General features: G+C 47.7%; 10 protein-coding genes. 3 read left to right on the plus strand and 7 right to left on the minus strand.

From position 1 onward, the window contains the following. The first annotated feature begins 300 nt into the window (after nucleotides 1-300). Nucleotides 301-1161, plus strand: coding sequence for a protease HtpX (htpX, locus tag AT705_RS04345; RefSeq protein ID WP_049864203.1), 861 nt, complete (start codon nucleotides 301-303; stop codon nucleotides 1159-1161). 90 nt (nucleotides 1162-1251) lie between these two features. On the opposite strand, the gene AT705_RS04350 is transcribed toward htpX, so the two are convergent. Then, on the minus strand, nucleotides 1252-1908 hold the full coding sequence (locus AT705_RS04350; protein ID WP_082668915.1) for a DUF2987 domain-containing protein: 657 nt from the start codon (nucleotides 1906-1908) through the stop codon (nucleotides 1252-1254). Then, nucleotides 1898-2719, minus strand: a complete 822-nt coding sequence (locus AT705_RS04355; protein WP_058795637.1) for a glucosaminidase domain-containing protein — start codon at nucleotides 2717-2719, stop codon at nucleotides 1898-1900. Before AT705_RS04355 ends, AT705_RS04350 begins: the two co-directional genes overlap by 11 nt. Nucleotides 2720-3024: 305 nt before the next feature. Here AT705_RS04355 and AT705_RS04360 point away from each other — a divergent pair, with 305 nt between their 5' ends. Continuing rightward, the gene (locus tag AT705_RS04360; protein ID WP_058795638.1) at nucleotides 3025-4353 is read left to right on the plus strand and encodes an anti-phage deoxyguanosine triphosphatase; all 1329 of its coding nucleotides are present in this window, start codon (nucleotides 3025-3027) and stop codon (nucleotides 4351-4353) included. Between the two features lie 46 nt (nucleotides 4354-4399). Here the strand turns inward: AT705_RS04360 and AT705_RS04365 are convergent, their stop codons facing one another. From AT705_RS04365 to AT705_RS04375, 3 genes are all read right to left on the minus strand, one after another. Continuing rightward, nucleotides 4400-8086: a serine/threonine-protein kinase gene (locus AT705_RS04365; RefSeq protein ID WP_157576659.1), complete on the minus strand. Its 3687-nt coding sequence runs from the start codon at nucleotides 8084-8086 to the stop codon at nucleotides 4400-4402. Nucleotides 8087-8094: 8 nt separating this feature from the next. Continuing rightward, nucleotides 8095-10311: a flavin monoamine oxidase family protein gene (locus AT705_RS04370; protein WP_058795640.1), complete on the minus strand. Its 2217-nt coding sequence runs from the start codon at nucleotides 10309-10311 to the stop codon at nucleotides 8095-8097. A gap of 336 nt (nucleotides 10312-10647) precedes the next feature. Further along, nucleotides 10648-11718 (minus strand): hypothetical protein, encoded by a 1071-nt coding sequence (locus AT705_RS04375; protein ID WP_049864198.1) that lies wholly within the window; start codon nucleotides 11716-11718, stop codon nucleotides 10648-10650. Nucleotides 11719-11894: 176 nt separating this feature from the next. Here AT705_RS04375 and AT705_RS04380 point away from each other — a divergent pair, with 176 nt between their 5' ends. Beyond that, nucleotides 11895-12140, plus strand: a complete 246-nt coding sequence (locus tag AT705_RS04380) for a hypothetical protein (protein WP_058795641.1) — start codon at nucleotides 11895-11897, stop codon at nucleotides 12138-12140. 40 nt (nucleotides 12141-12180) lie between these two features. Here the strand turns inward: AT705_RS04380 and AT705_RS04385 are convergent, their stop codons facing one another. Together AT705_RS04385 and AT705_RS04390 are read right to left on the minus strand one after the other, a co-directional pair. Continuing rightward, nucleotides 12181-13317: an ABC transporter permease gene (locus AT705_RS04385; RefSeq protein ID WP_058795642.1), complete on the minus strand. Its 1137-nt coding sequence runs from the start codon at nucleotides 13315-13317 to the stop codon at nucleotides 12181-12183. Continuing rightward, entirely contained in the window at nucleotides 13314-14048 is a 735-nt protein-coding gene (locus tag AT705_RS04390; protein WP_058795643.1) for an ABC transporter ATP-binding protein, read from the minus strand. The genes AT705_RS04385 and AT705_RS04390 overlap by 4 nt, the downstream gene beginning before the upstream one ends.

The raw sequence follows: 14048 nt of genomic DNA on the forward strand, positions 1-14048 counted from the left end.
TGTGGGTAATTGCCTGATTGAACGCAAGGAAAGTACCTGCTGCATCACACATATTCTGTCACACGAATTTTTTAGAGTGTGACTTGTAATACTGGCGATATGCCATCATATACACAAGGTGCTTTGGAAGCTGAAACATACTGCAACTAAATCTATGATAAATCGTCTTGTCGCAGGAAATGGATCCCGCAGGACGCTATAGGTAAACGTAAGCAAGTATAAACAGTCCACCGTTTAAAAAAACTAATCCTGGTTTAAGTGGGCTGAACACAATGAGTTGAGTATAAGCTTGAGGTTAAGATGAAACGAATCGTGCTATTTTTAATCACCAACCTGGCAGTCATGCTGGTGCTGGGGGTTGTCCTGTCTATCGTCATGTCTGTGCTAGGTCTGTCTAGCCGCAGTTATGGCGGTATGTTACTGATTGCCGGTGTATTCGGTTTTGGTGGTGCCTTCATTTCGCTGTTTATGTCGAAATGGATTGCCAAAAAATCAACGGGTGCCTATGTCATTGAGCAACCGCGCAATGAAAGTGAGCACTGGCTGGTACAAACGGTTGCCAATCAGGCAAAACAAGCGGGCATTGCAATGCCTGAAGTTGCCATTTACGACAGCCCCGAAATCAATGCCTTCGCAACGGGTCCAAGTAAAAACAACAGTCTGGTAGCGGTTAGTACTGGGTTACTTCACAACATGACACAAGATGAAGCTGAAGCGGTGCTGGCACATGAAGTATGCCACGTTGCTAACGGTGACATGGTCACACTGACCCTGATCCAGGGTGTCGTGAATACCTTTGTGATTTTCATCGCTAAAGTGCTGGCGAACTTGGTGGATGGCTTTCTCAATGGCGACGAGGAAGACAACGGGGTAAGCTGGACTTACATCATTTTTGATATGATTTTCCAGATCCTGTTCGGTATTTTGGCATCAGTGATCGTTGCCTACTTCAGTCGTCAGAGAGAGTTTGCTGCTGACAAAGGCGCGGCAGAGCTGGTCGGCGCGCACAAGATGCGTGCTGCCCTGGAACGTTTGCGCAACAACCATGAGTCACAGCTTGAAGGTTCTATGATGGCCTTTGGTATCGCCTCAGGTAAGAGTTTGTCGGAGATGTTTGCTTCTCACCCACCGCTGGAGCAACGTATTCAGGCACTGCGCTAAATCGCACGGCTGAACAAGAAAAAGGCTTCGCAATGCGAAGCCTTTTTTGTATAAGTGCCATTTCGACTAACAGATTAGTTAACAGATAAGCTACTTTTCAATCCAGGGAGTCACCGTCACAACTTCACTTAGCGTGTTAAAGCGCGCAGTATCATTTTCCCAGTCATCGGTTACCTTGAACTGACAAACCTGCTTTTCACAGGTCACGCCGGGTGCCAACAAGTTTGGCTCACTGGCAAATGTTACCTTCACGCCCTTTTGCTCAGGTAACAAAAAGCTCATTAGCTTGCTGACAAAAAAGCCTGACAAGTCAGACAGGAGCTCGTCAAACTCATGATGCAGTTGATATAAGCGCTGCTTGGTCAGATGCGTATTCGTGAAGTACGCGGACTCAATCTGAAATTTAATTTGACAATCGTGTTGTGGATCCAATGGTTCTACAACGATGACCGCTTTATCTTTATCGAGTTTTTCACTAAAGGGCAGCAACAATTGTGCTTCTTGCGTATAGTTGAGCGGCTGTTCACTGGTTTCTGTGACAATTTTTCCTGACTTAATCCCGCACGGAGCCAAAGTAGCAATGTCTACCAGGTAAAAATTTACCCGGGCAAACTCAAACTCCCCCTTTTCAATCACCTTGAGGCGGTCATAAAACCCATCATACGAAACCACAAACTCTTCTTGTGCCTGTACGCCAGTGGCAACACCTGCCAGTCCCAGCAGCAGTGCCAGTAAATTACTCTTCATCAAAATAAGCCTTGTTGTGTCTTATCATATCGTTAAGTTCTTCAATATAATGCACGCCCCGCTCTGAATATGACAAGAGTCCTGCGGTCAATGCCGTTGCTTCTATCGGCTTTTTTTGCTCGCGTAGCTGGGCACGTGTGGCCCTCAGTTCTTTATACGCATCGTGCGTATTGATATTTCTGAAGTAAGATTTGACCGATGCCCGGACCGACTGAAACGCAGCCACTTCGTGCACGGCTTCGTCGCTGCGACGTTTTGGGATCATGCCGCACCCTTTTCGATAACACCACTGGCCAAAAAAGTTAAGGCCGATCCGGGCGAATCGTGACGTGCCCCAGGCTGACTCGTTGGCTGCCTGCATTAACGCCAGCTCTTTAGGAATGATGTCCACCCGCCTTAACGCCCGTTTAAGATTCTCAATGGAAACGGTGTCATCTTCTATTCTGTAGAGTTCAAACACCTGATCAATCCTTTGCTGCTGAATATCACTGAGCGGCTCTTCAAACTGCAGCATCATCAACGCAATTTCTACGCTTGCACGTTGTTGCAAGATCAGTTCATTCTCTGCTTCAACATGAGGCTTAATAAAATCGAAGAACTGTTTCTTCTTGGTGGCGATATCACGGATTTTCCCAAACTCTGGTAGCTTCACCGAATGTAATGGCTGTTCCACTTCCTTAACCTGCGGCTCAGTCACGACGACTTCGGGCTCTGGCTCTGGCGGTGGGGGGGCTGGGGGTTTGACAATAAATGGATACAAAATCGCGAATATTGAAATCGCGGCAATAATAAACTTCACTAGTAAACGCATGATTCTCCTCACACTAGTACCAACTACCAATTCAAAGTGTCGAAAAAACACTATGATATAGGCATGACTACGCAGGTTTTCTGAAAATCCCTAACAGAATGTCCCTGCTGTACTTTGCTCTTTCATTTTCAAATTAGCGGACAATGATACCAAAATTTACCACTAAACGCGAATTTCTGCATTTTATCGTGCTCCCACCACTCAACAGGCATTAAATTCACCTAGTGCTTTGATTACTTTTTCTTTTATACCGGCATATTCCGTGGATATACTGAACACAGTAGCGTTTTGAATAAAGGACACCTATGAGTCAGTCACCCTGGCAACAAAGACAGCTGGATCAAAAAAAATATCGCCCTAATGACAACCGCTCAGCCTGGCAGATTGATCGCTCCCGGATCATCCACGCGGCAGCATTCAGGCGCTTACAGTCAAAAACACAGATTATGAGTATTGGCGTCAATGACTTTTACCGCACCCGCCTGACTCACTCACTGGAAGTTTCTCAGATAGGCACTGGGTTACTTCGCCATCTCAGCAATCAGCATCCCGAATTTGCCTGGTTTCCTTCCTCCAGCCTGATGGAAACCATCTGCCTTGCACACGATATTGGCCACCCTCCTTTTGGTCACGGCGGAGAAATCGCGCTGAACTATCTGTTGCGCGACCATGGCGGCTTTGAAGGCAATGCACAAACCCTGCGGATCGTGACTAAACTGGAGCCCTACTCCAAGGGGTATGGTATGAATCTGACCCGCCGCACTTTACTCGGGTTTATAAAATACCCGGCTGTGATCGATGAGCTATATCTTAGCATGCCACAGCCCGATCCCAGTCAACGCTTTATCTATACTCAACAATGGCTGCCAGCCAAAGGCATTTATCAGTGTGACAAAGACGTGCTGGATTGGATCCTCTTACCGTTTAATGAAGACGATCGCAACTTGTTGCAAAGCCATGTTCCGGTCAATGAATTTAAAGCCAAGACCCGCTTCAAATCGCTCGATAGTGCGATCATGGAATATGCCGATGATTTCGCCTATGCAGTTCATGATTTGGAAGATGCAATTGCCACCGAGACCCTGAGTGAGCGAGAGTGGCAACGATACGCCCTGCCTGAACTACACAAAATCAATTCCCCGTGGCTGGATGAGCATCTCGACAGTATCAGTGAACGACTGTTCTCACACGATGAATCGCTGCGCAAAGATGTGATTGGGGAGCTGGTGAATCTGTTTATTGTCAACTGTGAACTAACTATTCAGGATACCAGATTCAGCGATCCGCTGCTGCGTCATACAGTAAAGCTCTCGGACGAATTTGAAGCCATTCTGGGTGTGTTAAAACACTTTGTTTTTTCGCGGCTCATCCGCGACCCCAAAATGCAACAAATCGAATTCAGCGGCCAGAACATGCTGATTGATTTATTTGGTGCATTCCAGAGCGACCCGTTGCGGCTACTGCCCTATACAACTCAGGCGCATTTCACTCAAGCCTCCGATGAAAGAGCGCAAATGCGTGTACTGGCCGACTATCTTTCCGGCATGACGGATGAATACGCAAGACGTTGTTATCAGCGTTTGTTCGGTAATACAGGGATGCAATCCCCAATAAAAAGCGGCCCATCTATGTGAGCCGCATCACAAAATAAAACCCCAGCAGGTTGCAAAATTCAGATGTCTATTGTGGACACAAGATCTGCTGGTATAACGCCGGATCCTTTACCCCCAAACCACAAATATGTTCGTTTATTTCAATGACTCGTTCACCATCATTGAGTGCCAGCACCGCACAGCGTTTCATCATTAACTGATGTAGCTCCATTTGTGCTTTCGCAAAATAGTTTTCTGCATTAGCCAGAGCTTCAAGAGATGCCTCTTCAGCCCCCTTTATCCGAGCAATCCCGGCGCGTAAACAATAACCATACCCTCTCGCTGAGTGAGCTATCTCTTTCAGCAGACTCTTTGCATCCTGTTCTGCAACTTTAAGCATGTTAGATGCCTGTGACGGGTCGCGTTGTGCGCAGGCAAGTGCCACCCTGCCATGTAAGAACAGGTAGTCCGTCCTGACCGCAAGCGAGCCAAACAGCCCGGCACGTTTCGCCAGGCGAACATCTTCACGCAATTTAACCCAGGTATTCTCGATATCCCCTGCCATCAGACCAATTTGAATGAGCGCTTTCGATGCAACCCAATGCTGATAAGTAAACTCGGCAAGCGGCCATGATGCTATCGCCTCATTGATAATGCCCCTGCCTTGCTGCATCTCACCATTGGCGGCGTGAAATACCCCCATAAACATAGTCAGTTCAACCAAAGAGAAGTGGTCTCCCCGAGATTTCGCATCCTGGATCCATTGTGGTGCTAACTCACCTATCTTGTGTATACGACCCATTAACCAAAAAATATGTGTCGCCGTTGTTCGCGCTATCACAGCGTTATTTTGCGCATTGAATATCTTGGTAGAGAACTGCTCCTCGGCATGCAATATCATTTCGATACTTGCCTGGTATTCACTCTGGATTGACAGAGACACCCCCTCCAACAGCGTTCGATGCATTTCATACTCAGGCTCTGTGAGGCGCTCACCTAGCTTACTCGCCTGCTCAAAGATCCGCGAGCTAATCTTCTTATGTCTTGCTGTTCCGCCATAAGACAGCGCAAATGCGTATATATTCAATCCCTGAACCGTCCGTTTCAAATCCTTTTTATTTATGGCCAAGCGCAAGCTTAGTAACGAAAAGTACAATCCTCTGATAGGATCCCAGTTACTTAAAGAGTTGGCCACAGAGAAGACCAGCTCTATTTTTGGGTCCGAGATATCAGCGCTTAACTTGTCCTTTTTCAGCCATCTCCGTTTCACTTCAAGCACCACAATACTCCAGATAATACGTAGCATCGCCGTTTTTGTTGAGCCCGGATAAGGTAATCGCCATTGTCTTAATAAGGGTTTAAAGAGGTCTTCGCCCTTTTCTATGTGTCCACCGTACATGAACTGACTGGCGGCGATGCCATTTAATCTAGCTCGCTCCGAGTCGCAGAGACCGTCTGTTTTTGCCAATTGAGCGAAAAGTTCAGCAGCCTGAACCCCATAACCACCTCTGGATAACGCAATGGCTCTTCGCTCAGTAAACTTATACTTTTCTGCCTGTCTGCTATCTGGCAACCAAGTGATCACCTGATGGCAGGTGTCAGCTTCCCGACTATAGGCCAGTGCCTGCTCAGCTTCGTCGGCCGCATGTATCATATAATCAATAGCACGTTGTGTTTGGCCAGACTGGTAAAACAGTTGTCCCAAAAACGCGTTATCCGTTTTACGATCTTCAGCCAATGCCTCAGCCAATTTGCCAGCTCTGCTCTTCAAAAGCGCACTACACTCAATCGACAAGATTGATTCTCGAATTTGATCATGAAAGCACTGTACCTGATCGCCAGCCTGCACAACCAAAAGCCGCTGAGCTCGCAGACAGGTAAAGGCGAAATCATCAATATGAATATCACCCACAATGGCAAGGATCGTATCAAGCTTGACTGGTTGGCCCGCAATGGCCACTAAACTGAGGATCTCTTTGGACTCTGAAGACAATTCATTTAATCGTAACTGTATGATCTCATAACCGTCTATTTCGCCAATATCCGATTGCAAACCAAACTGGAGCAGCTGCTCCATTAAAAAAGGTACGCCCTTACTGATCCGCACAATATCCAGTGCACTGCTTGACTGAGCGGCCTGGCTGTCCTCAAGTAAAGCCTCCAGCATTTCTGTGCTCTGACTCTGTGTCAAGGGGTTAACCTTGATCTGCGTCATCCTAACCGGGCAGTCTGGCGCGTGCTGAAACTCTTCCAGCACTGCAGCAAAACGGTTGTCCTGTGACACTTCTGTACGCTTACTCAATATGACAAATGGGCGTTTTTCTGACAGGTACTCTAAAAAGCTGACAAGCAATTGCGCACTGTCTTCATCACCCCATTGAATATCATCCAGGAACAAAATGACTTGCTGCTTATTCACCAGTAAAGACAAGCTATTTGCCAGTGCTTTCATTGCCAGCGCCCGGATGTGCATCGCATCCATATTTGGATCACACTTTTCATGCGAGACAAATCCACGCAGCACAGGAAATAAAATCGCCAAATACTGAAAACCATCGACAATATATCTGCACCGTATCTGAGGGGGAATTGAGCTCAGGTATTGCGCAAAGTCATCAATCAACATATCCAGCGCTTTAAATGGCACGGTTTCTCGCTCGTGACACCGCCCTCGTAACACCACAACGTTGTCTAATGAACTTAGAAACTGCTCTACCAGGCTCGTTTTTCCTATACCAGGCGATCCCTCAATGCACATCAGCAGATGCTGTCTTGCTGTGTGTGCACAAAACGCCTCATTCAGCATCGCCAGTTCTTTTTCACGACCCACAAAAACCCTGACCTCATCGGACATATCACTCGTTGCTAAAAAGGCATCATTGGCATCAAACGCCGCCAATACCTCTTTTCCTGTCGGTCGGTCGTGCGGATCAGGGGATAAAGCTCTCGCCAGGATAGCAATCAACGCCTCATGCAGGTGTTGATGCAGGATCATCGAGACCTGTTTCTCAAACATTCCTTTGTCATCTGGTAAGATGGCCAACTCTTTGGCGCTTCGTCCTGTCACCAGCTCAAGTATCACCACCGCATAGCTATACCAGTCACTTGCCGCTGTTTGCACTTGCCCTGATAAACACTCGGGAGCCATGTACTTTGGCGTCCCCAACTGCTGCAGCGGTGTGTGGCCCCGTTGAGCCGTTTTTAACTGGGAAACCCCGAAATCAAGTAATTTCAGCTCACCACCTGAAGTGAGAATAATGTTGTTTGGCTTGATATCTAAGTGCAGTACACCCCCACCATGCAATGCACATACGGCTCTGGCAAGTTGATGGGCCAGACTCAACACATCGAGCCTGAGTGGCGCAATATAGTCCTGTCTCGCAGGTGTACTGAGAATTGGTGAGTCAGTCGAACACAGGGGACGCGTGGCCACTACGGTGTCCAGCATTGTGTCGCTATGACTTTGCGCGACAAAATGGCTGAGCAAGGAGCCTCTGATCAGCTCCATAACGATATAACACGCCCCTTCTATAAAGGTGAGACCAAACAGCCCCACTAAGTTTGGATGTGCTATCTGCGCGACTTGTCGATACTCTAACTTGAACCGATAAAGCGACACAGGCTCGGTGCCCTGGATGGTTTTCAGGGCAACAAATCGATTGTTTGCCTCATCCCAGGCTTCATATACCACCCCCATCCCGCCTCGGCCTAATATGCCTCGAATGACGTAATCGCCAATACGGGATGGGTAGTTTACTGTTTGTTTGGAAAACACTGACAAGGTTACGACTCGCGGTTTTGTCCAAATAAACGCTTCAGGAACTCAACCTGACGCGGATCGTCGCTAGTGAATCCGTCCAGGATTGCCTGATACGCCTGCGGCGATACGCGGGCCACTTCAGCCAGCGCATCAACAGCAATCTCATCATTGCTATTAAACAACTGTACTGCCCGTAACTTCAGCTGGGTGCCTACGCCGCCCTTTAGCTCACATTGTCTGGTTTCATCACCGAGTATGGCCGATATCAAATTGTCAATCTGACTGTCGGAAATGATATGCAAAGCAGTCCCCAGCTCTAACAACGCCTCAATACCTCGGATAAATACGTAAGCGAGTGTTTTCACTTCATTCCAGTCTTTGCTGTAAGAAGACATATCCTTAGGCTGTGGTACTTCAAACCCGGCGCCCTGGATCCGCTGCTGTGCCGCATATTGGCCTGCATACAAGCCACCGTTCATATAACCCAGGTCGAGTCGATTATCTGAGTACTGTGAAATGGGTACTATCCCTGCTTTTTCAGGCTGGCTGGACGTCAAAGCGAGGGTCGCATTCGGACTCTGATTACCTGCCTTTGCAGAATCCCCATCCGACTTATCATCAACGTCTTTAGGGTTTATAAACGCCATAGCATTCGGCGTTTCTGGGTGCAGGTTACGTGCCACCTCAGAGGAGGTAAAATAGATAAGATCTCGCCATGGTGTATTTGCAAAAGCCATCGCCGACTTACCATCTTGCACAGGCTCAGTCAGGACGCCAGGCGCGAATACCGTGTTTGGTCCGCCTCCTATAAATGCGCCTTTTTCAAAACCACTTTTGTCTGTTTGTTTAGCCCACAGATTAGCAGTGATGGCAATGGGTTCCATTGCGGGTTCATAATCATATTCACCAGTGAACAGGTAACTAATATATTTAGTCAAAAAGCGCCTTAACGCCTCGTCAGGATCACTGCCAGATTTAGCAATTGACGCTTCCAGTTCAGTAATTTGATCGCCAATGGTAAAGGTCATTAAACAAGGTCTTGGCTGACCATTTGCATCACAGGCTGTATTGTCCATGGTCCACAAAACCGGATATGACGCACCACCTGAGTAGCCCTGCCACCCGGTACCATCTATGTCATTCCACCAACTGGTCTCATAGAATACTTGCGCCTTCAAAGTTCTGCCCATCTTTTGATTCATGAGCACTTTGTAGGACTCGTCTAAATCTGCTGGCCACTGGATTTTGTTTGCTGTATGAGGTGATACCGCCACAATGAGTTTTTTCGCGCGATGGACGACCCCATCAGACAGAGTCAAGCAAACCGGAAATTCAGCCTGCTCATCCACCGAAACAGATTCAATCACCTGCTCATAGTGAATGCTGTCCTTAAAATCTTTGCTCATATATTCCAGAACTTTCCCGAATCCACATCGTAACCAGTATTGCTGAGGGCCATTTTTCGCATCGTTGACTTCATTGAAAAATCCGCCGTTGCACGCACAATACCAGAAGAAGTATAACGCTGATATTTCGCTTGGATTAACTGATAACAGGGCCTGAGCCGCGATGGTTATGGAATCAAGCGCCGTTGGTGTCATATAACCACGGCGTGGTTTTTCATGCAGCCATTGCTCGAGTGTAATGGCGTCCAGTTGTTTAGCGGTATATAAACCATTAAAGTCTGACGCCCAGGGCTGGTCCACGTTGATGCATGATTCAATAAACAAGATATCCAGTGACACCAGGCCTATCGCAGCAACACTGCGTTTGCCGATACCGCTGGGTAACCCGGTAATACAATATGGCGTCTGGAACTTATTAAACGGGAACCGCTTTGGCTCGTTGTTCTCATCTCTGAGAATTAACACTTGCTCTGGAAAATCAAGTCTCTCTGCAAAGTTGTCTACAATATAGGGAGGTAACGTATCCTTTTTGTACTCCGTGTCCGATGTATCCGGGTGTACATAATCAGGGTAGTGAGTTTTCAGCCAGGTATAGAACGGTTTGCCTTTAACCACAGACCATAAAGGCTCCTGCGACTCACCGATGTATTGAGAGCCGTGTTCATATTCCACACCTGATGTATCAAGGTGTTGCGTGGTTTTGAAACTGAAGTTTCGCCCGCCCAGCCGATTACTTGCTTCGAGGATCGCAAAATCTTGCTGGTTATTCTGCAGCTCGGCTGCCGCCGCTAAGCCTGTAAATCCTGCACCAATAATAATGGTATCTTTGTTCATATACGTCTCCTTCTCATGAAATTGACTGCCAATGAAGCAGGCAGCGACTAGTGAGAGTTAAGTTAACATTCGTTGTATAAGCGATATTATAACAAGCTTAGCAATGCGCAAAACATCTTATAAAGCAAAGACTTGAAAAAAACACTCGATGCATTGAATGATTTTCATCATTATTCTGATTTAATCTATATATTGGTAGAATTGCAATAATTGAATGGATTGATCATTAAAAATATTCAAGTTTATTTGGCGTATGTTGAAGGAGCATTATGTAGAGAGTAGTTGCAGGAAGGAGTACGGGCCCGAAGCAGGCCTCGTACTGTAGACATATGGCAGTTAATCTGACAGACCAGACACAGGCGTGTTGCCCACGACCATCTCTGTCACGGGCATACTCTGGCGCAATGCCACAGTATTCGCCGCAGTATTGCCCAGGAACACGGTTTGTGCCCCTTTCGTAAAACTATCATTGTGGATGCACTGAGGGCGAATAGCGAGTGCACTCCCATCGTTTGGTACCTCGAACACCGTGAAATGGAACTGCTCATTGGTGACGGTACGATAATAGCCGTCTTCGTGGTTGCAGTTGAATCTGCGACCTAGCAGTATTCTGGAAACCGTCGGTTCTTTAAAGGCCGGATCTATGCCTGTCGCCGGAAGCCAGATATGGGGGAAAGGATGATGCTCTACAAATAAGCCTCCACCTTTAGTTGGGCTAAACTCATACTCTGTCACATACTCAGGTAGCTTCTGATCGTACTGAATGCCCCACAAATCCTGTGTGAAGCCTAAGTCAAACTGCTCGCCCGGCTGAAGTAACGTTCCACCATAGTAAGCGAGCGTCTCAAGGTAATTACATTGCTCTTGCTCAGTTGAGCCAAATCGCAACAATGGAAATGTGAGCGACACTGGCTCACCGGCACACTCAGGGTTGAGTATAAGCTGGCCAGTACTACCAAACACGTTAGAGGCGCCGTCCAGGCCAGCGATCCCCGCACCGTCCGTTGCAGCAGTCCAAAAACCACTTACAGCCAACGCATTATCAGCCTCTGGCGGCTTACCTGTGCGCACATCGTGAAGCTGGTTAAGACGCGTGATAAGGTCCCCCTTTGGGTTAAGTGGTGCCCTGTCACTCTGAATTACTTGATTCGCTGCGTTTGGATCAAGGTGAACAATTGTGCCTGTCCGAATTGGGCCAAACAATCCGGTGGTTGTTTGCAATAGATGTGTGCCTACTTTACGGTCAAGCACCGCCCCGTTTAAAAACTCAAAGTTGTTATCCAAATCAGCATCGGACACACCTTGAGTAACATATTGCCAGCGCTGCTCTTTCATCTGCTGAGCCCGATACTCAGCCAACGTCTCCCCTCCAAACCCCATGACCCTTTTAATTGTAACATGTGACATGTTTTTGCTCCTTACCGCGTAACTTACTTTGCTCTGTGGTTGTAGGTGCCTGATCGCACCCACCCTGAGTAGAGTCGAAAATCGGCTTTTTTGCCATTACGACCCATTACGCGGAAGTGCTTTATGGCCTGGGGATTATTTGCTAATGTACCCAATTTAACCAGGGTGCGTAGACAATGAGAAATACGGTACCGGAAGCTTGGTATTTGGTGATATTAATCGTGGCGGTGGCTGTACTGCCATTTTTTGTTGGTTTGCTCACTATGAAGGTATACAGGCACTTCAGGCCTTTAGAGCGGAATGAGCAAGACAGTATCGGTCTGGCTGATCTGACCGAGAACAGAGACGGCTTTTTCAAACTCTTTTTTGTCGGACTGCTTATCTGCCTGCCCGTCTTTTTATTGCTCTATCAAGCCGGCTAAGGTCTGCCGGCTTGATATGAAGGTAAAAGTGTTACTGTATTTATAAACCAAACACCACTTTTTCACTTTTTAGCATTCTGCTACTCAGGTAAGTAAACAGCCCAAATAATGCCAAAGTTGAGGCCGACGCCACCCCCAGTGGTGCCAGCGGTAAGGCGTTACCTTTTATCAGTTCAATCATCGCGTATTGCTGCGCAGCAATCGGCAACCATTGAATTGTCTCGGTGGCGATATCGTAGCTGGTCATCATGCTCAAACCTACCGGTACCATCAGTACCATAGTGACGTAGGATTGTGCCTCTTTAAACGACTTCGCCATAAAAGAAACAAAGATCAGCATACTGGCAGACATGAGTGCGATTGGAATACCGATGATCAGGCTAACCACAATGAAGCGCAGATCCAGGGTAATACTAAAGCCCAGCTGCTCCCAGGCCACCATGGCATAGGCAAACTTTGATACGATCAGCACCAGGGCCAGCCCCAGAACCGAAAAAGTCGCAATCGCAGCAACTTTAGCCAGTACAATCTGCATACTACTGAGCGGATGACTGAGCAATAGTGCCAGTGAATTACGTTCACGCTCGCCTGCACTGGTATCTATTCCTAAGTTCATCGCAGAATAAAAAACCGCAATGATAATAGATAAAGTGACAATCCCCAGAAACAAGCCGCCTTTGGCATCTGGCGTGGCCTGATCCTGCGTTTGCACATCAAGGGCGCGCATTAACCCCGGATCGATCCCCCGAGCGACCAGACGTAATCCCGCGACTTCGCTGTTATACCTTAGTAATGCCGTTTCCAGTCGCCGAACTGACTTTATCAGCTTGCTATCAGACTTATCAGCAACAATCACTACTGTTGCACTGCGACCTGTCGCCATATCCTGCTGATACGCGTCATCAATCTCCAAACGGATAGGTTTTGTATCGGCTTCATCACTGTGGCTTATGTCGACACTGCCCAGATACTGCACCAGATTAGGCGCACGTTCTGCACCAGAAATGGTGATCTTAAGGGCTTCAGGTGAAGCCATTTGTTGTAACAGTATAGAAAACAGCAAACACATCACGATCGGCGCGCCAAACGCATAATAAAGCCCGGCCATGACCGAACGTTTATCGCGATACGCATCCAATAGCTCTTTCTTGAACAGGATATTGACTTGCTTCATCATGCCGCTATCCCCTCATCACTGCCTATCAGGGCAATAAAGGCTTCTTCCAGGCTCGATTTGGCCGTTTGTTCGCACAACTGCGCCGGTGTGCCTTGCGCAACCACTTTGCCTCTTGCCATGACCACCACATGATCGCATAAGGCGGCCACCTCCTGCATCACATGGCTGGAGAACAACACACAATGGCCCTGTGCCTTGAGCATCAACAATAACTCCCTGAGCACACGTGTGTTCATGACATCCAGACCACGTGTTGGTTCATCAAGAATAATGTTACGAGGCTGATGCACAATTGCCTGCGCAAGTGCTGTTTTCATTCGCTGGCCCTGAGAAAAGCCCTGACAGCGCCTGTCTGCAATGTCCATCATTTGCAACTGCTCAATCACACGTTGCGTGGCAGAGATGGCCTGTGACTTAGCCATACCACTCAGCTCGGCATAAAACTGAATATACTCTCTGGGTGTCAGGCGCTCATACAAACCACATGGGTCCGGGAACAAACCGAGCTGCTGCTTTGCAGCCATAGGATCTTCGTGAACTTTGATCCCGTCTATCTCAGCGTATCCCTGATCTGCCTGTAGTAACCCAAACACCGTTCTCAGACAGGTTGTTTTGCCTGCGCCATTGGGACCAAGCAACCCAGTGATCTGGCCGTTCTTTGCACTGAAACTCAGCCCGTCCAGGGCATTCACCGACGCAATTTGTTTTTGCAGATTATGCACAGTGATCAT

Source organism: Pseudoalteromonas rubra (assembly GCF_001482385.1).
In the GTDB taxonomy this organism is placed as follows: domain Bacteria; phylum Pseudomonadota; class Gammaproteobacteria; order Enterobacterales; family Alteromonadaceae; genus Pseudoalteromonas; species Pseudoalteromonas ardens.

Coding starts and splice junctions, on each gene's coding strand:
- AT705_RS04385 (WP_058795642.1), bottom strand. CDS start 13,317: ATGATGAAGCAAGTCAATATCCTGTTCAAGAAAGAGCTATTGGATGCG.
- AT705_RS04390 (WP_058795643.1), bottom strand. CDS start 14,048: ATGATCACTGTGCATAATCTGCAAAAACAAATTGCGTCGGTGAATGCC.
- AT705_RS04355 (WP_058795637.1), bottom strand. CDS start 2,719: ATGCGTTTACTAGTGAAGTTTATTATTGCCGCGATTTCAATATTCGCG.
- AT705_RS04360 (WP_058795638.1), top strand. CDS start 3,025: ATGAGTCAGTCACCCTGGCAACAAAGACAGCTGGATCAAAAAAAATAT.
- htpX (WP_049864203.1), top strand. CDS start 301: ATGAAACGAATCGTGCTATTTTTAATCACCAACCTGGCAGTCATGCTG.
- AT705_RS04370 (WP_058795640.1), bottom strand. CDS start 10,311: ATGAACAAAGATACCATTATTATTGGTGCAGGATTTACAGGCTTAGCG.
- AT705_RS04375 (WP_049864198.1), bottom strand. CDS start 11,718: ATGTCACATGTTACAATTAAAAGGGTCATGGGGTTTGGAGGGGAGACG.
- AT705_RS04380 (WP_058795641.1), top strand. CDS start 11,895: ATGAGAAATACGGTACCGGAAGCTTGGTATTTGGTGATATTAATCGTG.
- AT705_RS04350 (WP_082668915.1), bottom strand. CDS start 1,908: ATGAAGAGTAATTTACTGGCACTGCTGCTGGGACTGGCAGGTGTTGCC.